This window comes from Pseudomonas sp. RW10S2, from assembly GCF_014268985.1.
GTDB classification, from domain to species: domain Bacteria; phylum Pseudomonadota; class Gammaproteobacteria; order Pseudomonadales; family Pseudomonadaceae; genus Aquipseudomonas; species Aquipseudomonas wayambapalatensis.
Genome location: NZ_JABWRO010000084.1, coordinates 1 through 25023, shown reverse-complemented (window position 1 = coordinate 25023; position 25023 = coordinate 1). Strand labels below are relative to the sequence as shown.

The following is a 25023-nucleotide window of genomic DNA, read 5'->3' as shown; positions in this document are numbered from 1 at the left end:
GCAGTGGCCTGCCGCCAGGCAGGCCCCGATTTTCACCAGGACAAAGTTTCTGACACCGTGGCCGCTACAATCCCAAACCTTGAACCCCTTCCCCCAATGCGATATAGCTAAAAAGGCACCCATAACGAAAAGAGGCTAACCACGCCCCCATGCACGAGATCTTACGTATCCGTCGGCCGCATGGCCCGCTTGCCAATCTGATCGGCAAGTCTACCGGGCCCTTCCCTGCCGCCGTTTCCAGCCTCGGCTGGTCCCCGCTCTCGACACTCTTCCACACCCTGTCGATCCCGCCCCGCGATGTCCTGCTGGCGCACAAGCGCAAGCGCCCCGTGCCTCCGCCTGCCTGCTGACCCCTGAAGTTTCCGCGCTTCCACCGCCCTCGGCTCGTTGCCGTTCGGGGCTGGGGAAGTCTTGCCTTTCTTCCGTGATCACAGGACTTTTTCATGACTACTCGCGTCGCCATCATCGGCGCCGGCCCTTCCGGCCTGGCGCAACTGCGTGCCTTCCAATCCGCCCACGCCAAGGGCGCGGCCATGCCCGAAATCGTCTGCTTCGAGAAGCAGGCCGACTGGGGCGGCATGTGGAACTACACCTGGCGTACAGGCCTCGACCAGCACGGCGAGCCGGTGCATGGCAGCATGTACCGCTACCTCTGGTCCAACGGCCCGAAGGAATGCCTGGAATTCGCCGACTACAGTTTCGACGAACATTTCGGCCGCCCGATTTCCTCCTATCCACCGCGCGAAGTGCTGTGGGACTACATCCAGGGCCGGGTGAAAAAGGCCGACGTGCGCCAGTACATTCGCTTCGACACCGTGGTCAAGGACGTGCGCTTCGACAACGCCAGCCGCACCTTCACCCTCACCGCCCACGACTACGCCAATGGCCAGCGCTACGAACAGGTGTTCGACTACGTGGTGGTCGCCAGCGGGCATTTCTCCACGCCGCAAGTGCCGTCATTCCCAGGCTTCGAGCGCTTCTCCGGACGTATCCTGCACGCCCATGATTTCCGTGATGCACTGGAATTCGCCGGCAAGGATGTGCTGATCATCGGCAGCAGCTACTCCGCCGAAGACATCGGCTCGCAGTGCTACAAATACGGCGCACGCTCGATCACCAGTGCCTACCGTACCCAGCAGATGGGCTACAAATGGCCAAAGGGCTGGGAAGAGCGGCCGCAGTTGCAGCGGGTCGACGGCGACCGCGCGCACTTTGCCGACGGCTCGAGCAAGCGCGTCGATGCGATCATCCTGTGCACCGGCTACCAGCACCACTTCCCGTTCCTGCCCGACGACCTGACCCTGCGCACCGGTAACCGCCTGTGGCCGCTGGGCCTGTACCAGGGCGTGGTATGGGAGGCCAACCCGCAACTGATGTACCTGGGGATGCAAGACCTGTGGTACAGCTTCAACCTGTTCGACGCCCAGGCCTGGTTCGTACGCGACGTGATCCTCGGCCGCATCGCCCTGCCCGACCCCGCCGCCATGCGCGCCGACAGCGAGCACTGGCGCGCCGAGGAAGAGGCCTTGCAGACCACTGCCTCGATGTACGAATTCCAGGGCAGCTACATCGCCCGCCTGATCGAGCAGACCGACTACCCACGCTTCGACATCGACGCGGTGAACCGCATCTTCCTCAAATGGAAGAACGACAAGAAGCACGACATCATGGGCTACCGCGACCGCTCGTACCGCTCGGTTATGACCGGCACCGCCTCGGTGCCACACCACACCCGCTGGATCAAGGCGCTGGACGATTCGCTGGAAGAGTACCTGCGGGAAACGGCGGAGCCTGGGGATGTGAAGGTGCTGCGACCGGAGCGTTGAGGTAGAGATTGGTGTTGACGGACCCGGCGCATTAGCGCCGGGTTCGGGCCTGCCGTAGCTCGACGAGCCGTCTGCGCATCTCCCTGTGCCGCTCGCTGTTGAACACCAGCAGCGCCAGCAGAGGCAAGAGCAGGATGGCAGCCAACAACATGAAATGCAGGCCGTTGCCCAACAAGCTCAGGGCGATCAGCAGCGCCATCAGCGGTACTGGCAAAACGGCCCACATTGCCCATCCATACCCACGAATCATCGCCAAGTGCCCCAGGCACAGCAGCGCCGCCAGTGCTGTACTCGAAACTATCGTGTAGACGGGATTATCCGGATGGCTGCGCCAATGCTCGTCGATCCACATGGCAAGAACCAATGCCACCGACAGCACACAGGTGAAAAAGCCCAGCAGGAACGTCGGGAAGTAACGACGCATGAACGCATGGAATTCAAGATGGCGTTGATACTCGCCCATCATCGAGACCGTCGAACTTTGGGTCGCTGGGCCTTTGAAGCTCTATCGGCTTGACGCTTGTGTCGATACTCGGCAAGTAGCACGCGCATCGCTCTGTAGCGCTTGCTGTTGAGTACCAGCAACGCCAGCAGCGCGACGACTATGATGCTCAGGAAGATCCCCATGTGCGGCCTGAAACCGTAGGTCGGCAACAGGAAAACCACGGAGCCGATACAAAGGGCGGCGACCATCCATACCCCCCAGTCACGACCTCGCACTACGGCGGCATGCGCCGTGACCAGCGTCACCACCAGCACACCAAGGCTGAGCGGATAGTTGATCTCCCGGCTGCAGTCACGGCAATAGGTACTCCACACCAAAGAGAACGTCCCGGCCATGGCGTACAGCGAGAGAAAATACCCCGCCAGGAACAACATGAAGTAGCGATCGAGAAACTTCTGAAGGTCAGGGTGCCGACTCATTACTCGAACTCCTCATAGAGCCCCAGAGCGATGCTCTTGGTCTTGTCCTGCACCGTCCCGCTGCCGACAAAACCGATGGAAGCGCCAAGCGAATCCTTGATCAATGTTTGAGTGGCGTGCTTGATCTGGGTGGGCGTGTGACGCTTGATCAGCTCACCTGTGCTCTGTTGCAGCTTGAGTTGCTTCGCGGTAAGCGAAGGATGCTTGATCGACAGCAACTCGCGGGTGAGAGCGCTACGCTGCTGACGGCTCAATGAACGGGTCAGGTCGAGCCAGTTGGCGCCCGTGGCAGCCTTGCGCACCTGCAGGAAGCGTACAGTCGTGAGGGCCGAGCTGCCGACGCCGATCAACGATATACCGTCGAGCAACGGTGTGGCTGCCCTGTACCAGGCCTCCTGATCCATCGCATCATTGGCTGAAGGGTCGTTGACCTCGTTGACCGTCCTGGCAACACCGATAAAGCACTGTGCGGTACTGGCGGTTGCTGCTGCATATCCGGCAACGGTAAGCGCGAGGCTCACACCGCCGGAGAAGGGCACGGCGATAGTACCGCTGAACATGACGACCCAACCCAGGATCGCACCAGCGCAGGAGAGCGTGGTGCCTACCGCCTCCTTGACCACGCGCGACTCACGCGGGTTGGTCTGCAACTGGTTCATGAATTGCTGGGGCGCAATGTAGCGAGGCGCCTCGCGTAGGATGATGCGCTTGGGCTTGATACTGCAGATCGGCTGAAACTCGCGCAGCACGATCACGTTGTAGTCGGCATCGATATACACGACACCCGCACCGACGATGCCAGGGTCGGCATCGATCGCCTTGAACAGCTTCTGCTGGTCGATACGCCCCTGCAGGCGCTGACGCGCCAGAAACTGCGAGGTGTTGGCCAATTCGTTGACCAGAAGGTCTTTCATGAATACGTGTCCTTACTCAGCTACAGGCTGGCCTGTCCACAGCGCAAAGCCGCTCTTTGCAGAAGCGGCCTTGCGTCGCGAAAGGGGCGCGATGCACCCCTGCAATCCCATCAAACGTTCGGGCAAGGCACCGGTGCCCAGTCACCCATGTCCGGGTTGCGGCACATGCTGTTGACCTGATCCACGCCCGCCTTGGCGACTTGCTGGGCCTCGGCCTTCTTGCCGGTGGCGTTCTGCAGGGTCTTCTCGGTAGCGACTGCTTCAGTCGGCACTTTGGTGTTGGTCTTGCCCGCAGCCTGGCCCTTCTTGGTGCCAGACTTGCTGGTCGCTTTCGGTGGCTGGACCACGGCCACCACTTCCGAACGCTGCACGCCCACCTGCTTGAGGTCCTGCTCGTAGGCCTGGGTGTAGTTGTTCAGGTTCTCACCCAGACGACCGTTGACGGTGCCGAGCAGCTGGTTCGACTCGTTCAGGCCGGCAACGATCTCGGCCAGGCGCTTGCGGCCTTCGGTGTCGTTGATGCGGTTGGCCTTGCGGTTCTGGATCAGGCTGGCGAACTCACGCTGGTAGCAGGCCTGGGACGCCTTGGCGTACTGGGTGGTGCGGTCCAGGTCGGCGGCGCTCTTGTCGATGTCGGCGGCGTAGGAAGCGATGCGCTGCTTGTCGTCGCTGATCTGCTTCTGGCGCTCGGTGTAGTAGCCCGCCGCGCCGCCGACCAGGGCGCCGCCAGCAGCGCCGATGGCGGCGTTGCGACCACGGTTGTCACCGTCCACCAGGGCGCCGGTCAGGGCACCGCCTACCGCGCCGAGCAGTGCGCCGGTGGCGACCGAGCGAGTCATGTCGCCGTCAGTGGAACGCAGGTGCTGCACCGGCTCGTAGCAGTTGGGGTAGTACTCCACCTTGGTCGTTGCACCGATCTTGGAAACCGGCGAACCGGCGCAGCCGGTCAGCAGGACGCTGCTGAAACCGGCAGCCAGCAGCAGAGCGGCACGGGCCTTGGAAGCGGTGATCAGGGAGGTGCGATTCAAGCGCATGGTCGGGTTCTCTCTCGGGTTGTGCTGATCCGGCCTGCTTCATGCGGGCCGGGGTCTTTTTTCAGGGTTTCTTCAAGGTCGCGGAGCAGCCGATGCCAGCAGCTCCTTGAGGATCGTCGCCGGGTCGGCCCGCCGGTTCTGGCGGTACTCCCCGACGTGGCGGACGAACAGGGTGGCGCGGGTCTCCAGGCTCTTGCCCAGCACCGGCTTGCGCTCAAGCTCTTGCTTGACCCGCTGGAACTGCGCCTGGATCACCGCATCGGTGTAGCGCGTGCCGCTGGCCAGGTTGTCGATGTAGATCGCCAGCGCGCCGTCCAGCGCGCTGCGGCCGTTGGCGATGGCGGCGCCATACAGGCTGGCGCTGGCCTGGTCGCCGGAGGCCTGGGCCTTGGCCTGGGTGTTCTGCAGGTTGGTCAGGCGGATGTTGTAGTTGTTGATGGTCTCGGCCACGAGGGCGGCCGACTGGATCAGGTTGCCGGCCGCTTCTTCGCGCTGGCGGGCGATCAGCGAGACATTGCGCTTGAGCTCCTCGTTGACCAGACCCAACTCGGCCTGCAGGCGCGGGTCGCTGGCGCCGGCGATGATGCCGTCCAGGCGCGTGGTCGGGTCATCGGCGGCATTGATGTCGTCGGTGAGGCCGGCCAGGCGCCCCTCTTTCTGCCATTGCTCGAACAGCTCCTGGTAGCGCGAACGCGGCGCCGACAAGGCACCGATGGCGACGCGGAAACCGGTGGTCTCGTTGCGCTGCTCAGTGCCGTCGGCACCGAACAGCGGATACTCGCGGCGCATGCCGGTGAACAGCGTGGTCTCGCCTTCCAGGTAGTTGCCACCCTTGACCACGAAGCCGCCGTAGGCGCCCTGACGGCGACCAGCGTGCACCAGCTGGAAGGATTCCTGGACCATTTCGGCGGCATTGCCGATCACATCGAACAGCCCGAGCGGGTTGGGTTGCTTGGTCCCGATCGGCATCAGTCGCGCAGCCTGGCCGGTGCCACCGGCAACCTGGTTGAACACCGCCCAGTCGGCCAGCGGCCCGTCACTGTCGCTGCCCTCGACCTTGCGCGGGAACAGCCGGCCATCGAGCTCCTGACGGCTGACCGCCGAACCGCCGCGGGCGGCGAATTCCCATTCCACTTCGGTGGGCAAGCGCACGAAACCGATCCCGCCATCTTCGGCCTTGCTGCCCCGGCCACTGACCGGCAGCAACTCGCGGTGATGCTTCATCAACCAGGCGCTGTACACCGCGGCGAAACGCTCGGCCTCGAACCGCGACAGCTTGACCTTGGGCAGGCGACCGGCGGCCTCGGTGACCGGTTCGCATGCGGGCTCCGCCTCGCCGCTGGCCAGCGACTGAGCCTGGGCCATGACCTGCGCATACTGGCGCGCAGTCACCTCGTACTTGCCGATGAAATACATCATCGGCTTGAGCGGGCTGCCCGCCTCGACCTTGGGCAGGCTGGCGCCGACCTGCTTCTGCCAGGCGGGGGACAGGTCCTGCAGGCTGAACTGGCCATTGATGAAGTCGCGGCGATACCCGGAGATGAACGACTGCTTGTAACCCGCCTCGCCCTCGCTGAAGGGATAGCCCAGGTTGACCTCACGGTCGTCGAGGCTGCCTTGCGCCAGCACGTAGACATGCCGGAAGACAATCTCGCCGCCACAGGGCAGCGGCAAGCTGACGTCGTCGGCCAGGGGCTTGGGGTTGTCCAGCTTGCGGGTGGCGGCGGGGTCGGGCGCGGCGGTGTTGACCGCGGAGACCTGGGGCTTGTCCTCGCCATCGGCGGGAGAGCAGGCCACAAGGCCCAGTGTGGTGACGATCAAGGCCGCTACCTTGAGGCGAAGTTCAGACATCACGAATTCCTTGCGAGGCGTCGATCCGCGCCACCCGCCAGCCGCCCAGGGCGGCGGCAGCGGTGCTGGCCGACAACACGGCGAGCAGCGCGACGAGATAGTGCATGGGCAGCAGGTGAGCGGCGTACTCGCCGGGCACCTGCATGAACAGTCCGTTCAGGCCGTGCTCGGCCAGGGCATACAACAGGGCCGCCAGCCCGGCGGCGAGCAGGCCGCTGTACAGCGCCTGCAACACCACGAACAACAGCAGCGCGGCGGTGCCGAAGCCCAGCAGGCGCAACACCGCCAGCTCGCGCTGCTTGCGCTCGACCGCCGCCACCGCACCTGCGGCAACCGCCGCAACCGCCCCGGCCACGGCCAACGCGGCGATGATCCAGAACACCAGGTCGAGGTTGCGCCCGAGCGACTGCACCTGGGCGATCTGCGCCGCCTGGGTCGAGACCAGCAACTGACGTTCGGCGAAGAACTGGCGCAGCGGCTCGACGTCCTCGAGCGTGCGGGCATACAGGCGAAACGCCGGGTAGACCCGCGCCGCGCTGCCGGCCTGCAGCTCGCCCGCCCAGTCCAACGCCGGTACCGCACGCCCGTCGCGGTAGTCCTCGGCGGCCTCCAGCAAGGCCAACGGTGCGAACAAGGCATCGCGCTCGAACGCTGCCAGCGGCAGCACGGCACGCACGTGCAACGAGGTCTGGCGCCATTGCACCTCGCCCGCACGCTGGCGATTGAAACTGGCCTGCAAGCGATCGCCAGGATGGGCGCCGAGCTTTTCCGCCGCAGTGAAACTCAGCACTACGTCGCGCAGGTCGGCTGCATCGGGGGCCACGGCGCCGTCGAGCAGGGGATCGCCGGCCGCGGTCGGCAGCATCTCGACCGTCACCCCACTCCCTTGTGCAGGCAGCAGCAACTCGGCGGTGGCGGCGATCTGGCGGGTGCGCGGGATGGCGAAGGCGACATCCGGACGCGCCGCGAGCCCGGTAATGAAATCGGCAGTGAAACGTCCACCGCCCAAGGGTATGACCTCACGCACGCCCGGGTCGCGCTGCAGGCGTTCGGTCAGGCTGCCGATCAGGCCGAACTTCAGGCCGAACAGCACCAGCAGTGGCGCAATCACCGCCACCAGCGCCAGCACCGCGCAGGCCGACAGCCGCGCGTCGGTGCGGTAGTCCTGCCAGGCCAGCCCGGCGATCAGCAGCGGGCGCATCAGGCAGCCTGCCCCAAGGTCGCGATGACGCCGCCGTCGGCATCGCGCCGACAGTGCATGCGCAGCACCCGCAGCCCGGCGTCGCGGGCCAGTGTCTCGTCGTGGGTGGCGATGACGCAGGTCACCCGATGCGCCTCGGCCTGGCGCAACAGCAACTGCATCACCCGCTCGGCATTGACCGGATCGAGCGCTGCGGTCGGTTCGTCCGCCAGCAACAGCGCAGGCGCATGGGCCAGGGCGCGGGCACAACTGACCCGCTGGCGCTGGCCCAGCGAAAGCGCCGCCGGACGCTTGTCCAACTGGTCGCTCACATCCAGCGCGGCCGCCAGGCGTTCGACGCCACCGTCGTCGGCCAGCCCCAGCAACTGACGCGGCAGGCGGATATTGCCGCGCACATCGAGAAAGCCCAGCAGCCCGCCCGCTTGCAGCACATAACCCAGGTGCCGACTGCGCAAGGCGGCCAGCCGGTCGAGCCGACGACCACGCCACAGCCCGGCGACATCCTGAACGCTGCCTTCAAGTTCCAGGGTGAAGGCGTCCGCCGCATCCGGCGCCAGCACCAATGCCAGCAGGTCGAGCAGCGTGCTCTTGCCGCAGCCGCTGGGCCCAACCAACGCCACCCGCTCACCGGCGCCCAGGCGCAGATCGCCGATCTCCAGGCGGTAGCGCCCGCGCGTCTTGTGCACCCCTTGCAGGCTGATCATCAAGGCAGCGTCGAGAGCGGGACACGGTACAGGGCGTCGCCCGGTTCGGCGTTGCCGAAACGCACCCAGTTGGCCATGTCGTTGTGGAAGGTTTCGTAGAGGCGAATCTTCGAGTCGAGCTCGTCGATGAAATCCTCCTGCTCGGCGACCGACAGCGACAGCCACAGGTCCTGGGTCATGCTCAGCGACTTGCTGCGATACGGCAGGCCTTCGAGGTACTCACCGAGTACGCCGCCCTGGGCAAGGTTGGCGCCCTTGCTCAGCGCGCCGGGGTCGCGGCTCATGTAGGCACTGGCGCTGGCGATTTCATTGAAGAAGTCGCCCGGCGAGCTGCGCGTCTTGCGCGCCGCATCGACGATCAGCTTGAGCGACTGCTGCAGGTCGTTGAGCTGCAGCTTGGTCAGCATCACGCACACCTGCAAGGTCGGCAGCGCCGGGTTGGTCAGGTCACGATCGGCGGTCCAGGCACTCACCAGTTGCGGCGCCTGGCTGGCGCTGCGACGGCCGAGAAAGTCCATGTGCATGGCGTAGCCCACGGCCTGGGTCTTGGCGGCGAGGCTGGAACCGGAGGCGAGCAACGGCACGGCCTGCGGCTGTTGGTTGCGCACCTGATGCACCAGCTCGGCGAAGGTCGAGCCGATCTCCTGCACGCGCTCGCCAAAGGCGTTCACATCGCCCCCCGGCACACCCACGTAGAGGTCGCCGATACGCGGGTTGCTGTCGGCGGTGAGCACGCGGTACTGCTGCTCGGCCGAGCCGTGGTTCTTCACCCCGGCAGGGGTGCGCAGGTGCAGGGCGTAGATCTTGATCTGCTTGCTCAGCGCCGCCTGACGCACCTCGGCTTCGTTCATCCGCGTGCTGCTCTCGGGGTCGCTCTTGCGCAAGGCGCCAGCATCGCTGACCAGCAGCACGATGCGTCCGCCGTAGCCGGACCAGTCCATGCCCTCGACCGCCTGCATGACCCCGGCGAAGGCATCTTCGTTGAACGAATGGCTGGACACGGTGGTGGCCTTGACCTGCGATGCGGCCTTGAGAAAGCGCGCAGGGTCGCGGCCTTCATCGAGGCTGACCAGGGTCTTGCTCAAGTAGTCCAGGCCCGGCGTGCGCTTGACGCTGTTGCGAAAGCCCACCAGGCCAAAGCTGACGCTGTCCAGCTCACCGCGTGCCGCCAGTTGCTGCTGCAACTCGCTGACCACCTGGCGCACCCGGTCGATGTAGGGCTGCATCGACACCGAGGTGTCCACCACCAGCACGATGCCGGTGCGGAAGCTGTTGTCGCCGGCGCTGGCAACGCCTGCGGCCTGCGGCGCGCTGCCGGCCGCACTGCTCCCGGGATCGATCGATGCGATATTGAGCAGTTGCACCGGCTGACCGTCGGCGTCGAAGCTCTCGCGGTAGTCGAAGATCGGCATCAGGTAGAACTGGTCCTGCGGCACCGCGTTGGCCGCAGGCTCCAGCGCCAGCACACGCGGCACTTCGGCCGGATCGTTCTGCGCCTTGAGCAGTTGCGCGCGGGCCTGGGTACTGTCGTCGAGCAACTGCTGCACATCGTCGGGCTGGCGCATGAACATCACCGGCGCGCGGCCGGAGCGTTCGGTGAACTTGAGCACCAGGCTCTGCTTCCAGTCGCTGGTCTGCTCTGCAGGCAGCCAGCCTTCGCGCAGGCCATCGCTGGCAGCGCCGACCTGGATCCAGGCTTTGCCGTCGATATCCTTGCGCTGATAAACGTAGAGCACCGAGAAGGCCGGCAGGCTATCACCGGCAGCGCCACCAGGGCTATCGGCCAGGCGCGCGCCGGGCTTGGTCAGCACGCGCTGGAACAGGGTCTTCTTGCCCGCCATGAGCAGCGGCCGCTGATCGTTCTGCGCGGCGCTGGCGACGGGAGGCGGCGCGCTGGGCTGGACGGGTGTCTGTGCCACCGGTGTGGCGACGGCGGGCTTGTCGTGACCGGCGAACAACCAGTAACCGCCCGCTGCCAGGCCCAATGCCGCTGCGATGGCCACCGCCAACAGCGCCACCGCGGGCTTTTTCTTTGGCGCAACAACAGGCGCCGGGCGGCTCTGCTGTGGCTCACGCCGGGCTGGCTCGGGCTGGGCAGCCGCCTGGGGAATCTCGATGGACACTGGCGTCAACCCTGCCAGTTCGGGGGCCGCCTGGGGCACGACCAGTGGCCTGATCACCGTGCTATGGCAGTCTTCTTCCGGAAGGCGGTCCAGTGCCGCCAGCAAGGCGGCGGCATCGGCGAAGCGTTCGTTCGGGTCCTTGGCCAGTAACCCGCGCAGGATTTCCTGATAACGCCCATGCTCGATGGGCAGCTCCGGCAGCGGCTCGGTCAGGTGCGCCAGCGCCGTGGACAGCGCATCGGTGCCGCTGTAGGGCAGCTTGCCGACGAGGATCTCGTAGAGCACCACCCCCAAGGCATAAAGGTCGGCGCGCCCGTCGATCTCAAGCCCGCGGGCCTGCTCCGGACTCATGTAGCTGGGCGTCCCCACCGCGAAACCCGCCTGGGTGAACTGGGTGTGATCGTCCAGGGACTTGGCGATGCCGAAGTCCGACAGCACGGCGTTGCCATCGGCACGGAACAGGATGTTGGCCGGCTTCACGTCGCGGTGCACCAGGCCCTGGGCATGGGCATAGCCCAGCGCCTGGGCCATCTGGCGCACATAGATCAACCCTTGCTCCGGCGTCAGCCCGGCGGCGATGCGCTCCTTGAGCGTGCCGCTGGGCAGATACTCCATGGCCATGTAGTACAGCTCGCCGACATTGCCGATGTCGTGGATGGTGGCAATGTGTGGATGAGCCAGGCGTGCAAGGGTGCGGCCTTCGCGCAGGAAGCGCTCGCAGAAGGTCGGATCGGCCGCCAGGCTCGCGGCCATCACCTTGAGTGCCACCTTGCGCTGCAGCGAGCGCTGGGTGGCCAGGTAGACGCTGGCCATGGCGCCTTGGCCAATCTCGCCGTCGATGTCGAATCCGGGGATCTGCATGTCCATGATGTTCTTCAATTGGCCTTCACCACCACGGCGGTGATGTTGTCGGGCGCGCCTCGGGTCAGGCCCAGGTGGACCAGGCTGCGCACTATCTGGTAGGGGTCGGCATGGCTGAGCACCTCGCCGATCTCGAGGTCTTCGGCGGTCTTGGTCAGGCCATCGCTGCACAGCAGGTAGGTGTCGCCAGGGCGCACCTGCAGGGCCACGGCCTGCAGCTCCAGGTGATCTTCGACACCGATGGCGCGGGTCACGATGTTGCCGCGCGGATGCACCCGGGCCTCGGCCTCGCTGAGCAGGCCGCTGTCCTGCAGTTCCTGGACGTAGCTGTGATCGTGGGACAGACGCTCGATGCGCCCGCCGCGTAGGCGATACAGACGGCTGTCACCGGCCCACAGGCCGATGGCCTGGTCGCCGCGCGCCGCCAGCACCACCACGGTGCTGCCCATCATCGCTACGCCACGGCGTGCGGTTTCCTCGCGGACCGTGAAGTTGACCCACGCCAGGCCGTCACGCACTTCGTCGGCGAACTCCGCCAGCGAGTCGAGCATCGGCAGGCGGCGCAGGCTGTCCACCGCCAGGCTGCTGACATAGTCGCCCGCCGCATGGCCACCCATGCCGTCGGCCACTGCCCAAAGGCCCGCCCAGGTCAGGTCCAGGCAGGCGTCCTCGTTGATCTTGCGCACCATGCCGACATGGCTGTAGCTGGCCGCGCTGTACTGCAGGTCGGTCATGCGCGTGCGGCCTCGCTACCCAGAAGAAACCCGGCGAAATCCTCGCTGCGCGGCAGGCCCGGATAGCGCATCAGGCCCGGTGCGATCCGCTCCGAACCCCTGCCCCACCACAGGCTCATGCCCTCGCAGGCGCACTCGGCCAACGCGCGTTCTCGCCCCTCAGGCGTGGTCGCGGCCAGACGTTGCAACCCACCCACCGCAGGCCCACTCGCTATCCCCTGTGGCAGCGGGGTGGTGCCCCGATAGGGCTGCACGGCATGCTCGAACGCCTCGAACTGCGCACCTTCCTCCAGCGTGCCGAGCAAGGCCGCTTCGACCTGTTCGAACCATTCATCCGCACCCACCACCGCAACCGCCACCGAAACCTGCGGCTCCAGCGCCTGCGCCACGGTCAGCGGAAAATACCGCCCGACCCGATCGATGCTCGGCATCACCACCCCGATCATCGCCTGCGGCCCACACACACCCGCTGCCAGGGCAAAGCGCCACAGCGGACTGACCAGATAGGCCTGCAGCCACTGCTCACCCAGTTGCCGCTGGCTGGCCTGGATACCTGCGGCCAGCCACTGGTCCCAGGGCTGGATGAAGCTCTGTGGCAGATCGCGGCTGACGAAGTCACCGCGGCAGGCCATCTTTCCGTAGAAACCAACGTCGTTCACAGGCGCTCCGGCAGGCTGAAACCGCTGACCACTCGGCTGCGGAACGGGTTGAAGGCGCTGCTGGCACGCAGCTCGTAGGACACGCTGGCACCCTCGACCCGCAGGCGCAGACTGAAGCGCTCGGGTGAGGTGCCGGCAATCAGGTCGGACTGGTCGAGCAGGCGGAACCACGCCCACGGGCCTTCCAGCGTCAGCCCCGAACGGCCACTGGCCGAAGGGGGCGAGATCGACAGGCGTACCACGCCGATGCTGTTCGGGTTCGGCCACTGCAACGACACCGGACGGCTCGGGCCATGGTCATAGCTGACCTGCTGGCCATCGAGGTCGAGCATGAACTGGGTGATCGACGCATCCATCGCCACCGGCTTGAGCTCGAAACGCACGCCTGGCGTCAGGCCGCTGCTGTTGCGGAAGAAGGCATCGCGGATGGTCGCGGCGCGCTGGAAGGTGTTGAGCACACCGGCATTGATCCCCAGCTTCTGCGCCGCCCCTGGCTGCCAGCTCCACGGCGACGTGGAGGTGTTGACGTATGGCTGCAGGTACTTGCGGAAGTAGTTGTCCATCACCCCGCCAACACCGAAGAACTGGCCGAAGTCTTCCAGGGTCGCATCGCGCGGGCTGCCGGCCGTCAGCGGGTAGCGACCGCTGAGGGACTGGCGGTAGACGTTGACCACCTCGCTGGTCCAGGCGGCATTGAGCTGGTTGCGTACGCCACCCATGACGATGGCGTTGGTCGAGCCGACCACCGAGCCGACCAGGTTCTGCACCACTTTCGGCTGCCGCGCAGCACCGAGCGAAACCCTCTGCGAGGCAGCCTGAGCCTGGTTCTTGGCCTCGCCCAGCAGGGCTTCGCCACTGGCGCCGACCATCGCACTGACCTGCACGTACAGGGCGTTGAGATCGGCGAGCAGGCCATCGATCGAGCTTGGCTGGCCTTCGCCGCCTTCGACCAGCTCGGCCAGTTCGGCGAAGTGTGCGGTCACGGGGTCCACCTCACGCGCACCTTGCTCGGTGCCCGGGATCGGCGTGTCGCCGAGCAGACCGCCCAGGCGCTGGCGCAGTTGATCGACACCGGCCTGTTCGACCTTGGCCTGGGCCTTGTCGAGCGTGGTGGGCTGCTGCAGGTCGGTTTCCTTGGCCACCGCCTGCAACAGTTTCTTCATCGGCGAGGTAGGGCCGGACAACACCCGCAGCACGTCGGCGGCCTGCCCGACACTGGTGATCGGCACGAAGTCCAGGTCGGCCAACAGCGCGTCCCAGTGGCGGATGTAGTCCTGGTAGTAGAGCTGGCGCACATCGTCGGCCAGGCGCTTGGCATCGCTGGCCTCGCTCAGCTCGCGACCGAGCACCCAGCGCTCTTCGGCGAGGGTTTCGCTGTGGGCGACGCTGGCGGCGAGAAACGCCTTGCGATAACCCTCGACAGTGAAGATGCCCGGCAGCGGCTCGGTCAGCGGCTTGCCGCTCTTGCGCTGGAATACCAGCGCGGCATCGCGCCCGGCGGCGTCGCTGATGCGAAAATCACTGACGCCGGCCGGCAGCTTCTGCCGCTTGACCCGGTCATACACACGTTGCGCCACCGGCAACTGCTGCAACTGACGGCGGGTGTCGTCGATCAGGCGTTGGTCGAGGCGCGCATTCGGCGGGCGCTTGTCGAACAGCGCCGCCAGGTGCTGTTCAAGTGCCTGGCGCTGCTCGGGAGCCAGATCGCGCGGCAGATGGCGCTCCCAGTCGAGACTGATCCAGGCCTTGAGGAAGTCAGCGTCGTAATGCTCGCCGTCGGCCAGCATCAGATAGGCCTTCAGGCCTTCGTACAGATAGTCGGAAGGACCGCCGGCGTACAGTTGCTCCTCGATGCGGGTGACCAGCCGCGGGGCGAAGATCGCGATCAACAGCTTGCGATAGACGCTGGTGGATTCGGTCTCCAGCATGTCGCCCTGGTACAACCCGAGCCCCTCGGCCCAGGCCGGCGGATCGTCCGCCAGACGGCGCACGGCGTTGAGCAGCGGCAGCACTTCGATCACCTCGCGCTGCGCCGGGCTCAGCTCCTGCACGCTCTTGCCCAGCGGCTTGAGGCGGCTGTCGACTTCGGCGATGTACTGCTGGTTGGCGCGGTAGCTGAGGGTCCACAGGGTGCCGACGACCAGCACCAGAGCCACGCTCAGCGCCAGGGCACCTCGGGTGATCCACTTGCGGCGCTGCTCGACCTTGGGGTTGCTGCCCACCAGCCCACGCTCGGCGAAGGCCACGGCGCTGAACAGCTTCTCGATGAAGTAGCTGCGTCCGGTGCCGGTCTGGCGCGACAGGTGCGCGCGGTCCAGGCCCATGCTCTGCGCCATGCTGCCGATCAGGCGATCGATGGGGCTGCCTTCCTGGGTGCCGCTGGTGAAGTACACCCCGCGCAGCAGCGCCCGCGCCTCGAAGGCGTTGGGTTTGAACACACCGTCGAGGAAGGTCTTGAGATTGCCGCGCAGTGCCGCGAACTGCTGGACGAAGCCATAGATCAGGTCGCGCCGCGCCGGGTCGCGCTCCTGCTGCAGGCGCTCGACCAGACGCTGGTTGAGGCGTTGTTCGAGCAGGCCGAACTCCTGGTCGAAGCCGGCCAGTGGGCCGTCGCCCTGCTGCCCGTCATCCAGCGCGAAGGTCATGCCCCACACCAGGGCGCGCTCGTCCTTGCTCAGGTTGTCGAAGTACTCCATGAAGCCCGGCACCAGGTCGAGCTTGGTGAGCATCAGGTAGATCGGGAAACGCACGCCGAGCTGGCTGTACAGCTCCTGGATCCGGGTGCGGATCGCCGCTGCATGGGCGGCGCGCTCGGCGTCGCTGCCCAGCAGCAGATCGGACAGGCTGATGGCGATGAACGCCCCGTCGATGGGGCGGCGCGAGCGCTGGGTCTTGAGCAGGTCGAGAAAGCCCAGCCAGGCGGCCTTGTCCACCTGCGCATGGCTGTCCTGGGTGGTATAGCGCCCAGCGGTGTCGAGCAGCACCGCCTGGTCGGTGAACCACCAGTCGCAGTTGCGTGTGCCACCGACACCACGGATGGCGCCCTCGCCCAACTGTGCCGCCAGCGGGAAATGTAGCCCCGAGTTGACCAGCGCGGTGGTCTTGCCGGAGCCCGGCGGGCCGATGATCACGTACCACGGCAGCTCGTAGAGGTTGCGGCGCTCGTCACCGCCCAGGCGCGCTTTCTTCAGCAGCACCAGGGCCTCGTCCATGCGCTGGCGCAGGGTCGCCAGCTCTTCGGCGGTGGCCAGGCTCGCAGGATCCGGCGCGGTTTCGGCGGCCAGGCTCTCCATCACTTTGGCGGCCTGAAGACGCGCCTGGACGATGCGCCAGGTACGGTAAGCGATCCACACCGCGAACAGCAGGACGATCAGGATCCAGCGCGGGGTGGGCGGCGCCAGTACGTCCAACAGCGGCCCGATGAACCAGATGATCAGGCTGAGGGCGATCAGCCCCAGCACCGGGATCACCCAGCGAATGACAAAACTGAAAAACGCCTTCACTCGACGCCCTCCGCCAGAACGGTGATTTCGACCCGGCGATTCTTCGCCCGGCCTTGTGCGGTGTCGTTGGAGGCCAGCGGCTCGGTGTCGCTCAGGCCTTGCGCGCTGAAGCGCTGCGGCTGCCCGGTGCGCGCGGCGAGCATTGCCTTGACCTCTTCGGCGCGAGCCTGGGACAGCGCCCAGTTGGAGGGGAAGCGGATCGTGGCGATGCGCTGGTTATCGCTGTGGCCGGTGACGCGCACGTTGCCCTTCACCTTGGAAACCGCCTCGGCGATACGCAGCATCAGCGGCTCGAAATCGCCCTTGATACTGGCGCTGGCAGACGCGAACAGTTCATCGCCACGAATGGTCACCACCGAGCGATCGACCGCATCCTCCACCGCGACCCGACCGGCCTTGATGTCCTCGGCAAGGAAACCTGCCAGGCGCGGGCGCTCGACCGGCTTGGGCTGCACCACCGGGCGGTCCATGGCCTGCACCGGAATTTCACCCAGGGCATGGATGCCGCGGAACACAGGCTCGGCGTCGGCGGCAAGTTTCAGGCGCAGGCCGAACAGCAACAACAGCAGCAAGGCCAGGGCCACCGCGAGCCCTACCCAGGGCGGCACGAACTGGGTCAGACGATCGCGGCTGACCGAAACGCCGCGCCAGTGCGGTGACAATTCGCGTTCGATCTCGCCGCGCGCGCTGCGCAAGGCCGCAGCGGTACGCTCGCGCAGTGCCTCGAGCTGTGCTCGGCCACCGTTCATCACCCGGTAGCGGCCCTCGAAACCGAGGCTGGTGCACAGGTACAGCAACTCCAGCAGGTTCAGGCGTTCGCGCGGGCTCTGCAGGCAATGTTCGAGCAACTGGAAGACCTTCTCGCCGCCCCAGGCTTCGTTGTGCACGGTGATCAAGAGGCTTTGCTTGCCCCAGTCGCTGCTGCTGCCCCAGGGGGTGCTGAGCACGGCCTCATCGAGCGCGGTGCACAGGGCATAGCGCGCCAGCAGCACCTCGTTGCGCGGCACACCGCTGGCTTCGGCGCGCTCTTCGAACTGGCGCAGGTAGGCGAGCAGTTGCGCACGCAGGCTCGCCGGGGCTGGATGGGCGATGGTATTGCGCAAGCGCGTGAGCAACGCCAGCAGGGGCCCGGCCGCCTGCTCCAGCGGATTGAGGCCCTCGCCCTGCCCTGGTGCCAGCGGCTCGGCGGGTACGTTCAGCGGCGTTGGTGCGGCCTGGGGCGTCGCCGTCGGCTGCGGGCCTCGTCCGCCTGGGCGAGGCATGAACTGGGTGCGGTCGTTGGCCTGCGGATCGTCGTGCTGCATCGCGGCTTATCCTCGAATGGCCCAGAAGGCCAGGTTCAGGCCAGGGAACTCGCCAGCGACGTAGAAGGCGAAGCCCCCCGAGTGTTGCAACTGCTTCCAGTGCTCGCTGCCGCGATCGAGTTCGAAATAGGTGGAGCCTGCATGGAACGGGATCTGCCGCGGCGCCACCGGCAACGGCAGCAGGCCAATACCTGGCAGTTGCAGATTGACCAGGTCGCGGATGTGCTCCACCGAACCGATCTTGCTCTGCTGGCCGAAGCGGCTGCGCAGGGTCTCGCCTGGCACGTCGGCGCGCACCACGAGGATGAAACTGGCGTTGTCCAGCAGGCTGCGGTCGGCGAGCATGGCCACGTGCACGCCGTAGGCTTTCTCGACGATAGGAATGGCCACCGCCTTGCTGTCGATCAGCATCGACAGCGCTTCACGCAGCGACGCCATCAGCGGCTGGAAGGTCGCCGCGAGGTCATCGTGCTGGTACACCGGGAAGCTCTCGGGGCGACGGCCCTCGCGGGTGAAGGTGGCGAACTCGCCCGCCAGCGCCACCAGCTCGCTGTACAGCCGTTCGGGGTGCAGCGGGCTGAGCTGCCCGAGATGCTCGATCAACGGCTGCGCGCGGTTGACCAGTTGCAACAGCATGAAGTCGGCGATTTCCGAGGCACCGCCATTGGCCGAGGCCACCACCCGCCCGGCCAGTGCCTCGCCACGCTGGTGCAGCAGCCCCAGCAGCTCGCTGCGAAAATTCGACAGCGGGTTACTGGCCGCCACATCCAGCAGCGGCGGGATGTAGCTGTCGTCCAGCACCAAGGCCCGGTCGGCACGTTTTTCACGAATGCGCACCACACCCAGCGCGGCGAAATCGCCGAGGCCATCTTCCTCACGCAGCAGGCGCAGCGCGCGGCCACCCAGAGCCAGTGGTGCGCGGTTCTCGAACGGCGCATTGTCGTCGCGCACTTCGCTGACCCGCGCCACATAGCGCGCGCCGTCCAGCGCCTCGCCTTCGTCGACGGTGTCGCGGGCACCGGCACGCTTGAGCGGCAAGCCCAGGTGAATCACCCCGTCGCGCAGGTCGTCGGGAATTTCCAGAGGCGCCGGTGGCAGGTCATCGCGGGGAATGTCGAAGGGGGTGCCGTCCGGCAGCAGGCCACGGGCACTGAGGATCGCCAGCTTGCCCTGGGCCAGCAGGCCCTGGTCGACCAGCAGCTCGGAAAAGCCCCAGGCCGCGCTCGACAGCGGGCGGCTGCGGGCATCGATGAAGTTTTCCAGATAGCGGTCGTGCTGCTGGAAGTGCTGGGTCGTGATGAACATGCCTTCCGACCAGACCACGCGATTGTTCCAGGACATGGGTTCTCCGTTTGCCTAGTGGGCAGGCACAGGTTGTGGGGTGGCCACGGCGCTGCGCACGGCGCGCACATCGAGGCTGATCTGATAGTCGCGAGGTGGCACCGCGAGCACGCTGCGCCACTGCGCCTGGTCGATCTCGCGGTAGCCGACCACCAGGCCGACCTGGCGCGTGGCCGGGTTCAGCGGGCGGTCCAGGTGCAGTTGACGGCCGGGCTGCAGCAGCACTTCGTCCTGGTCGATCAGGTCGGCGCCGAGGGTGTCCTGGGCCCGTTCGGCCAGGGCGAAGTAATCGGCGCGCTCGAAGGCGGCGGCATTCTTCAGTTCGTAGATGCGCACCCGCACAGGCGCTGGTGTGCCATCGGCGCCGGGGTTGAGCCCGGCGGCGGCACTGAAGTACAGGGTGACGCCCGGCACTGCCGGCTCAGCGTCCGAACTCGGTACGACCGGCGCATCCTTGCTGCAGGCACTGAGCAGCACGAAGGCCAGGGCTGCGATCAGTCTTATTGCACTCATCCTCGTCCTCATGACGTATTGGTGTTCTTCCTGCCTTGAGCATCAGTCTCAAGAGCGTTGCAGTCGGGCGTTGTGGGCCTCGTAGGCGCGGCTGAACTCACGGCCGAACAAGTCCTGGAAATCGTCCTGGGCTTCACGTGATATCTGCCCGTACAGCTCGGTGAACTGCTGCCAGCAATGGGCCTGGCGCGAGCCACCGAACACCTTCGCCAAGCCCGTTGCCGGGGCCAGGCGAGCCTCCAGTCGGGCGGGCTCGAAACGCGTCAGCACGTGCTTGATCGCCGCCTCGACCCCGGCCATGACGGCCAGCTGGTGGGCACGCAAGTCATCGAAACTGTCGCGTACCGCCTGGTCGGCGGGCATGAACGCCTGGTTGCCCTGGCGCAGCAGCAGCAACAGCGCCTCGTCGGCATTGGGGGCGAATTTCAGCGGGTTGTTCTGCACCGGCGCGATGGTGGTCTGCTGCATGCGGAACTCGCCCTTGAGGCTGCTGCGTGCGCGCAGCACATCGATCAGGCCCTCGACCATCAGGCGGTAGCTGCGGCCTACCGCCTCCATCTGTGCTGCGGCATCGCCAGCGTCGATGCGCAGGTGCTCGATGCCCGCGCCGCGCAGGAAGGCCTGCAGCAACGCCTGGTCGGGCATGGCCTGGGGGGTGGGCGGTGCGGGAACGGGCGCAGGCGGTGGAGGCACTGCGGCAACAGGCGTCATCGGCTCGTGCGCAGGCAGGGGGCTGGAGGCCGGCGCCTCGTCGAAGAGGTTCCAGTCCGCCGGTATCACGCCGGGGGCCGGTGAGGCAGGTGGCGCGGCGGCGGGGACCGGTGCGGGCGGACGAAAGTCATGCTGCTGGGCCGGAACATGGTCAGGTTGGCTCGCCGTCGGCACGCTGGCAGGGCCGAGGAAATCGAAGATGTCGGGCAGTGTGTCGTGGCTCGAAGCCCCCTGCAGGAAAGCAGCCGGCGCGGGTGCAAGGGGGGGCTCGGCGGGCGTCGCCTGGTGGGCCATCAACGCCTCGAAGCTCTGCGCGCCAGGCTGGCGACTCTCCTCCAGCGAGAATCCTGAATCGATGCGTGCCTGAATCTCGTACTCACCAATCCGGATAACTTCGCCATCCATCAACGGCTCGCTGTTTCCTCGGCGCATGCGCACGCCAGCGTGTACCAGTTCCACACCGTTGGTGCTGTTATCGGTCAGGTAATAACGGCCATCCCGAAACTGGATGACGCAATGATTGGACGACACCAACCGCTCTGGATCCGGCAACACCCAATCATTGTTTGGACTTCGCCCGATGGTGACGGCACCAGTTTCCACAATCATCTCCGCGCATTGCCCCGGAGTTATCTTGTGATAACTAGTGATAGTTAGGCAAAGTGCCATCACTCCTCCTGCATATAATATGACTCGTGATTCCATTCAAATGAGTGGATAGCGAAAATCGCCAATAATTTCTTTATAAAACAATGAGTTAAATAACATCCATCACTGTTTTATCGCGGCATATCGGCGAATTTAACCACAACGGCAAGGCACTTTGATGGCATCCGACAGGTGGGCCTTCAAAGCTGCAGACTCGGTCACACCTCCACTCGAGGGCGGGTAGCTTACCTTGACAGCATTTTGGAAATAAACCATAAATGCGCAACTTTGGAGCCGGCCACTGATATCACAACGATATCAACCGCCCGCTCTTCTACAAGTTTTGTGCGCCAGTTCACACTTGCAACTTCGCACAACTAACGCCCCGCCACGGGCCGATATGGAGATCGATTCCTGGTGAACTCACCGCTGCTGCTCGCCGCTGTTTCCGATGACTTCCCCTGCGGTGAAGATCTCGAATATGACGCGGACTTCCTGCAACTCGAACGCGATGCCCAAGGGCGTCCGGAACGGGTCATGGGCGATGCAGTACAGGCGGCCGAGCCCCCCGAGTGGCGAGCGATCGAACAGTCCTGCGCCAGCTTGCTGCAGCGCAGCAAGGACCTGCGCATCACCCACTTCCTGGTCCAGGCCAACCTCGCGCTGCACGGCTTCGCCGGCCTCGCCGCCAGCCTGGAACTGATCCGCGACCTGCTCGGCGAATACTGGCTGCACCTGCATCCGCAGCTCGACGCCTCCGACGACAACGACCCGACCGTTCGCATCAACGCACTGACCGGCCTGACGTGCGAAGCCAACATCGCCCTGCTGCGCGAAGCCGTGCTGGCGCGCTCGCGCGCCTTTGGCCCGATCACCTTGCGTGCCGCCCTGCACGCCGCCGGCCTGCAGCATTTCGCCAGCGAGACACTGAGCGTCGAGGCGCTGGCCGCAGCCCTGCGCGATGCCGACGCCGATGAACTCGAACAGACTCGCCAGGCCCTGAACCTGGCCCGCGAGGCCTGCGAATCGATCGAGCGCCGGGTCAGCGACCAGGTCGGCTCGGCCAATGGCGTCGATCTGTCCGCACTCAAGCAGCCGTTGCGCCTGGCGCAACAGGTACTTGCCGATTACGCCCCTGGGGGCTCGCCGTCAGCCGCGCCAGACGAACAGCCGCAGCAGGACAGCCTCGACGATGCCCCTTCGGCACCCGCTGCCGTCGCCGCGACCGCTCGCCCCGGCGTGCGCCCCGGCGAAATCAGCAGCCGCGATGAAGTTCAGCAAAGCCTCGAGCGCCTGCTCCAGTACTACGCCCATCACGAGCCTTCCAGCCCGCTGCCGGTGCTGCTGCGCCGGGCGAAAAACCTGGTCAACGCCGACTTCGCGACCATCGTGCGCGACCTGATTCCCGATGGCCTTTCGCAGTTCGAGAACCTGCGCGGGCCCCAGGACGACTGATACCACCGACAGCCGCAACGAACGACAGCGCCCCCAGCGGCGACCAGGAGGAACCACGTGGCCAAAGACAGCTCCCAGAAATTCATCGCGCGCAACCGAGCGCCGCGAGTGCAGATCGAGTACGACGTCGAACTGTATGGCGCCGAGAAGAAGGTCCAGTTGCCCTTCGTCATGGGCGTGCTCTCGGACCTCGCCGGCAAGCCCGCCGAGCCACTGCCCGCGGTGGCCGACCGCAAGTTCCTGGAAGTCGATGTCGACAACTTCGACTCGCGCCTCAAGGCGATGAAGCCACGCGTGGCATTCAACGTCCCCAACGAGCTGACCGGCGAAGGCAACCTGAGCCTGGACATCACCTTCGAGAGCATGGACGACTTCAGCCCGGCCGCCGTGGCGCGCAAGGTCGATGCCCTGAACCAGCTGCTCGAGGCGCGTACTCAACTGGCGAACCTGCTGACCTACATGGACGGCAAGACCGGTGCCGAGGACATCATCCTCAAGGCCATCAAGGACCCTGCCCTGCTGCAGGCCCTGGCCAGCGCCCCGAAACCTTCCGACAACGAGCCGAGCGCCTGAGGAGCCCGCCATGACCGATCCATTGCGCGATACCCAGGCCCAGCCGGCCGCCACCGAGCAGGCCAGCGAGTTCGCCAACCTGCTGCTGCAGGAATTCAAACCCAAGACCGAGCGCGCCAAGGAAGCTGTCGAAAGCGCCGTGCGCACCCTCGCCGAGCAAGCCCTGGCGCAGACCAACCTGGTCTCCAACGACGCCATCGGCTCGATCGAGCAGATCATCGCCGCCATCGACGCCAAGCTCACCGCACAGGTCAACCAGATCATCCACCACGATGACTTCCAGAAGCTGGAAAGCGCGTGGCGCGGCCTGCACTACCTGGTCAACAACACCGAGAGCGACGAGCAACTGAAGATTCGCGTGCTCAACATCTCCAAGACCGACCTGCACAAGACCCTGAAGAAGTTCAAGGGCACCGCCTGGGACCAGAGCCCGGTGTTCAAGAAGCTCTACGAAGAAGAGTACGGCCAGTTCGGCGGCGAGCCCTACGGCTGCCTGGTGGGCGACTACTACTTCGATCAGTCGCCTCCGGATGTCGAGTTGCTGGGCGAGATGTCCAAGGTCTGTGCGTCGATGCATGCCCCCTTCATCGCCGCGGCATCGCCAACCGTGATGGGCATGGGTTCGTGGCAGGAGCTGTCCAACCCGCGTGACCTGACCAAGATCTTCACCACCCCGGAATACGCCGGCTGGCGTTCGCTGCGCGAATCGGAAGACTCGCGCTACATCGGCCTGACCATGCCGCGCTTCCTGGCACGCCTGCCCTATGGCGCCAAGACCGACCCGGTCGAGGCCTTCGCCTTCGAGGAAGATACCGACGGCGCCGACAGCAGCAAGTACACCTGGGCCAACGCCGCCTACGCCATGGCGGTCAACATCAACCGCTCGTTCAAGCACTACGGCTGGTGCTCGCGCATCCGCGGCGTGGAGTCGGGCGGTGAAGTGCAAGGCCTGCCGGCGCACACCTTCCCCACCGATGACGGTGGCGTGGACATGAAGTGCCCGACCGAGATCGCCATTTCCGACCGCCGCGAGGCGGAGCTGGCGAAGAACGGCTTCATGCCATTGCTGCACAAGAAGAACACCGACTTCGCCGCGTTCATCGGCGCCCAGTCGCTGCAAAAACCGGCTGAGTACGACGACCCGGACGCCACCGCCAACGCCAACCTGGCCGCCCGCCTGCCGTACCTGTTCGCCACCTGCCGCTTCGCCCATTACCTGAAGTGCATCGTTCGCGACAAGATCGGCTCGTTCAAGGAAAAGGACGAGATGCAGCGCTGGCTGCAGGACTGGATCCTGAACTACGTCGACGGTGACCCGGCGCACTCCAGCGAGACCACCAAGGCCCAACATCCGCTGGCTGCGGCCGAAGTGGTGGTGGAGGAAGTCGAGGGCAACCCTGGCTACTACAACTCGCGCTTCTACCTGCGCCCGCACTACCAGCTCGAAGGGCTGACCGTGTCGTTGCGCCTGGTCTCGAAGCTGCCTTCGGCCAAAGGGGCCTGAGCCTGAACCGGGGCCGCTGCGCGCCCCGCGATGGGCTGCGCAGCAGCCCCGATAGAACCGCCAACCGACGCGAAATACCGAGGACATCATGGCTGTAGATATTTTCATCAAGATCGGCGACATCAAGGGCGAGTCTGCGGACAAGGCCCACAAGGACGAAATCGACGTGCTGAACTGGAGCTGGGGCATGTCCCAGTCCGGCAACATGCACATGGGCGGGGGCGGCGGCTCCGGCAAGGTCAACATCCAGGACCTGTCGATCACCAAGTACGTGGACAAGTCCAGCCCCAACCTGATGGCCCACTGCTCCAGCGGCAAGCACATCGACAAGGTCAAGCTGACCGTGCGCAAGGCCGGTGGCGAGAGCCAGGTCGAGTACCTGATCATCAACCTCGAAGAGGTGATCATCAGCTCGCTGAGCACCGGCGGCTCGGGCAGCGATGACCGCCTCACCGAGAACGTCACCCTGAACTTCGCCAAGGTCACCGTGGACTATCAGCCGCAGAAGGCCGACGGCACCAAGGATGGCGGCGCGATCAAGTACGGCTGGAACGTGCGCCAGAACGTCAAGATCTGATAGCGGCGTCGACTGCTTCGCGGGCAATTCCGCTCCTCGTTTGTAGGAGCGGCGGTTCGCCGC

The 25023-nt window shown here is 65.7% G+C and carries 20 protein-coding genes; 5 read left to right on the top strand and 15 right to left on the bottom strand.

Features of this window, described 5'->3' with window-relative positions:
* The first annotated feature begins 443 nt into the window (after positions 1-443).
* Entirely contained in the window at positions 444-1826 is a 1383-nt protein-coding gene (locus HU729_RS17715) for an NAD(P)/FAD-dependent oxidoreductase (RefSeq protein ID WP_186711102.1), read from the top strand.
* Positions 1827-1857: 31 nt separating this feature from the next.
* On the opposite strand, the gene HU729_RS17710 is transcribed toward HU729_RS17715, so the two are convergent.
* The 15 genes from HU729_RS17710 to tagH all read right to left on the bottom strand — a co-directional run bounded on the left by HU729_RS17710 (position 1858) and on the right by tagH (position 20872).
* Positions 1858-2289, bottom strand: coding sequence for a hypothetical protein (locus tag HU729_RS17710; RefSeq protein WP_186711101.1), 432 nt, complete (start codon positions 2287-2289; stop codon positions 1858-1860).
* Positions 2289-2750, bottom strand: a complete 462-nt coding sequence (locus HU729_RS17705; RefSeq protein WP_186711100.1) for a hypothetical protein — start codon at positions 2748-2750, stop codon at positions 2289-2291. The genes HU729_RS17710 and HU729_RS17705 overlap by 1 nt, the downstream gene beginning before the upstream one ends.
* On the bottom strand, positions 2750-3664 hold the full coding sequence (locus HU729_RS17700; protein ID WP_186711099.1) for an NAD synthetase: 915 nt from the start codon (positions 3662-3664) through the stop codon (positions 2750-2752). The genes HU729_RS17705 and HU729_RS17700 overlap by 1 nt, the downstream gene beginning before the upstream one ends.
* Positions 3665-3774: 110 nt before the next feature.
* Positions 3775-4698 carry a type VI secretion system-associated lipoprotein TagQ gene (tagQ, locus tag HU729_RS17695; protein WP_063541541.1) on the bottom strand — a complete coding sequence of 308 codons (924 nt, stop codon included), beginning with the start codon at positions 4696-4698 and terminating at the stop codon, positions 3775-3777.
* A 72-nt stretch (positions 4699-4770) separates the two neighbouring features.
* A complete protein-coding gene (locus HU729_RS17690; RefSeq protein ID WP_186711098.1) occupies positions 4771-6549 on the bottom strand; it encodes an SUMF1/EgtB/PvdO family nonheme iron enzyme in 1779 nt (592 codons plus the stop codon).
* Entirely contained in the window at positions 6542-7750 is a 1209-nt protein-coding gene (locus HU729_RS17685) for an FtsX-like permease family protein (protein ID WP_186711097.1), read from the bottom strand. The genes HU729_RS17690 and HU729_RS17685 overlap by 8 nt, the downstream gene beginning before the upstream one ends.
* Positions 7750-8454 carry an ATP-binding cassette domain-containing protein gene (locus tag HU729_RS17680; RefSeq protein WP_186711096.1) on the bottom strand — a complete coding sequence of 235 codons (705 nt, stop codon included), beginning with the start codon at positions 8452-8454 and terminating at the stop codon, positions 7750-7752. Before HU729_RS17680 ends, HU729_RS17685 begins: the two co-directional genes overlap by 1 nt.
* A complete protein-coding gene (locus HU729_RS17675; RefSeq protein WP_186711095.1) occupies positions 8454-11444 on the bottom strand; it encodes a serine/threonine-protein kinase in 2991 nt (996 codons plus the stop codon). The genes HU729_RS17680 and HU729_RS17675 overlap by 1 nt, the downstream gene beginning before the upstream one ends.
* 8 nt (positions 11445-11452) lie before the next feature.
* Positions 11453-12172 (bottom strand): protein phosphatase 2C domain-containing protein, encoded by a 720-nt coding sequence (locus tag HU729_RS17670; RefSeq protein WP_186665686.1) that lies wholly within the window; start codon positions 12170-12172, stop codon positions 11453-11455.
* Positions 12169-12831 (bottom strand): type VI secretion system-associated protein TagF, encoded by a 663-nt coding sequence (gene tagF / locus HU729_RS17665; protein ID WP_186711094.1) that lies wholly within the window; start codon positions 12829-12831, stop codon positions 12169-12171. The genes HU729_RS17670 and tagF overlap by 4 nt, the downstream gene beginning before the upstream one ends.
* The gene (gene tssM / locus HU729_RS17660) at positions 12828-16334 is read right to left on the bottom strand and encodes a type VI secretion system membrane subunit TssM (protein ID WP_186711093.1); all 3507 of its coding nucleotides are present in this window, start codon (positions 16332-16334) and stop codon (positions 12828-12830) included. The genes tagF and tssM overlap by 4 nt, the downstream gene beginning before the upstream one ends.
* Positions 16331-17638, bottom strand: coding sequence for a DotU family type VI secretion system protein (locus tag HU729_RS17655; RefSeq protein WP_186711092.1), 1308 nt, complete (start codon positions 17636-17638; stop codon positions 16331-16333). Before HU729_RS17655 ends, tssM begins: the two co-directional genes overlap by 4 nt.
* 6 nt (positions 17639-17644) lie before the next feature.
* Complete coding sequence (gene tssK / locus HU729_RS17650; RefSeq protein ID WP_186711091.1) at positions 17645-18979, bottom strand: type VI secretion system baseplate subunit TssK; 1335 nt, start codon at positions 18977-18979, stop codon at positions 17645-17647.
* Between the two features lie 15 nt (positions 18980-18994).
* A complete protein-coding gene (gene tssJ / locus HU729_RS17645; RefSeq protein WP_186711090.1) occupies positions 18995-19492 on the bottom strand; it encodes a type VI secretion system lipoprotein TssJ in 498 nt (165 codons plus the stop codon).
* A 48-nt stretch (positions 19493-19540) separates the two neighbouring features.
* Entirely contained in the window at positions 19541-20872 is a 1332-nt protein-coding gene (gene tagH, locus HU729_RS17640) for a type VI secretion system-associated FHA domain protein TagH (RefSeq protein ID WP_186711089.1), read from the bottom strand.
* A gap of 396 nt (positions 20873-21268) precedes the next feature.
* On the opposite strand from tagH, the gene tssA reads away from it, so the two are divergent.
* The 4 genes from tssA to HU729_RS17620 all read left to right on the top strand — a co-directional run bounded on the left by tssA (position 21269) and on the right by HU729_RS17620 (position 24960).
* Positions 21269-22306 (top strand): type VI secretion system protein TssA, encoded by a 1038-nt coding sequence (gene tssA, locus HU729_RS17635; protein WP_186711088.1) that lies wholly within the window; start codon positions 21269-21271, stop codon positions 22304-22306.
* A 57-nt stretch (positions 22307-22363) separates the two neighbouring features.
* Entirely contained in the window at positions 22364-22879 is a 516-nt protein-coding gene (tssB, locus tag HU729_RS17630; protein ID WP_054891229.1) for a type VI secretion system contractile sheath small subunit, read from the top strand.
* A gap of 10 nt (positions 22880-22889) precedes the next feature.
* The gene (gene tssC / locus HU729_RS17625; RefSeq protein WP_186711087.1) at positions 22890-24383 is read left to right on the top strand and encodes a type VI secretion system contractile sheath large subunit; all 1494 of its coding nucleotides are present in this window, start codon (positions 22890-22892) and stop codon (positions 24381-24383) included.
* Between the two features lie 88 nt (positions 24384-24471).
* Positions 24472-24960, top strand: a complete 489-nt coding sequence (locus tag HU729_RS17620; RefSeq protein ID WP_186665673.1) for a type VI secretion system tube protein Hcp — start codon at positions 24472-24474, stop codon at positions 24958-24960.
* Positions 24961-25023: the final 63 nt, after the last annotated feature.

Coding starts and splice junctions, on each gene's coding strand:
- HU729_RS17715 (WP_186711102.1), top strand. CDS start 444: ATGACTACTCGCGTCGCCATCATCGGCGCCGGCCCTTCCGGCCTGGCG.
- HU729_RS17710 (WP_186711101.1), bottom strand. CDS start 2,289: ATGGGCGAGTATCAACGCCATCTTGAATTCCATGCGTTCATGCGTCGT.
- HU729_RS17705 (WP_186711100.1), bottom strand. CDS start 2,750: ATGAGTCGGCACCCTGACCTTCAGAAGTTTCTCGATCGCTACTTCATG.
- HU729_RS17700 (WP_186711099.1), bottom strand. CDS start 3,664: ATGAAAGACCTTCTGGTCAACGAATTGGCCAACACCTCGCAGTTTCTG.
- tagQ (WP_063541541.1), bottom strand. CDS start 4,698: ATGCGCTTGAATCGCACCTCCCTGATCACCGCTTCCAAGGCCCGTGCC.
- HU729_RS17690 (WP_186711098.1), bottom strand. CDS start 6,549: ATGTCTGAACTTCGCCTCAAGGTAGCGGCCTTGATCGTCACCACACTG.
- HU729_RS17685 (WP_186711097.1), bottom strand. CDS start 7,750: ATGCGCCCGCTGCTGATCGCCGGGCTGGCCTGGCAGGACTACCGCACC.
- HU729_RS17680 (WP_186711096.1), bottom strand. CDS start 8,454: ATGATCAGCCTGCAAGGGGTGCACAAGACGCGCGGGCGCTACCGCCTG.
- HU729_RS17675 (WP_186711095.1), bottom strand. CDS start 11,444: ATGGACATGCAGATCCCCGGATTCGACATCGACGGCGAGATTGGCCAA.
- HU729_RS17670 (WP_186665686.1), bottom strand. CDS start 12,172: ATGACCGACCTGCAGTACAGCGCGGCCAGCTACAGCCATGTCGGCATG.
- HU729_RS17655 (WP_186711092.1), bottom strand. CDS start 17,638: ATGCAGCACGACGATCCGCAGGCCAACGACCGCACCCAGTTCATGCCT.
- tssK (WP_186711091.1), bottom strand. CDS start 18,979: ATGTCCTGGAACAATCGCGTGGTCTGGTCGGAAGGCATGTTCATCACG.
- tssJ (WP_186711090.1), bottom strand. CDS start 19,492: ATGAGTGCAATAAGACTGATCGCAGCCCTGGCCTTCGTGCTGCTCAGT.
- tagH (WP_186711089.1), bottom strand. CDS start 20,872: ATGGCACTTTGCCTAACTATCACTAGTTATCACAAGATAACTCCGGGG.
- tssC (WP_186711087.1), top strand. CDS start 22,890: ATGACCGATCCATTGCGCGATACCCAGGCCCAGCCGGCCGCCACCGAG.
- HU729_RS17620 (WP_186665673.1), top strand. CDS start 24,472: ATGGCTGTAGATATTTTCATCAAGATCGGCGACATCAAGGGCGAGTCT.